Source organism: Bacillus haikouensis, from assembly GCF_013179555.1.
GTDB classification, from domain to species: domain Bacteria; phylum Bacillota; class Bacilli; order Bacillales; family Bacillaceae_B; genus Rossellomorea; species Rossellomorea haikouensis_A.
Genome location: NZ_JABMCR010000618.1, coordinates 1 through 611, shown reverse-complemented (window position 1 = coordinate 611; position 611 = coordinate 1). Strand labels below are relative to the sequence as shown.

Here is a 611-nt window from a genome sequence, read left to right as displayed (position 1 = left end):
GGCAGCTCAACGTTCAGAAAATCATAAGAAGGTCCGAAACCGATGCCCAGCAGTGAATACAGGATGAGTATGATCGATCCCGCAAGACTGATATAACTCTTCCTTCTTCCGGCAAGCCAGCATAATGCCACTGCCTGAAGTGCAACCAGGATAAATGTCCACTCATAATCGATCCAACCGAAGATGAATAACAGGATGTGCATGAACCCCAATACGAGGAGTACATCCTTTGTATGCTTCTTCTCAGCAGGCTCCATAAGTGAAACCCCGATGTAAACAGCTGCAAAGATGGCGTAATAATATAGCGGGATTCCTGCATAAATATCACTCAGCAACCCGAGAAGGATGAAGCTTCCCGAAACGACTGCCGGAATCATTTCCGCGCTTACCCGTTCATCCCGTTTCAAGACGATTAACAGCAGGATATAGGCATGCTGGATCGCAAAGGGGATGAAAATGGTGAATGTTATCGCGCCGGCTCCGAATACCGCAAAGAAAAACAGTGTGAAGTAAAGCAGGTAATAGTGAATATTCCAGGCGATACGGTATCTCTTCCAGGTACTGAACGTGACCAGCACAAAGAACATCAATAACTCATATCCGTAAAATAT

General features: G+C 45.7%; 1 protein-coding gene. It reads right to left on the bottom strand.

Annotated elements, in window-relative coordinates:
- Positions 1–611 (bottom strand): hypothetical protein (locus HP456_RS24700; protein WP_172255921.1); only part of this gene is annotated, 611 nt, incomplete at both ends.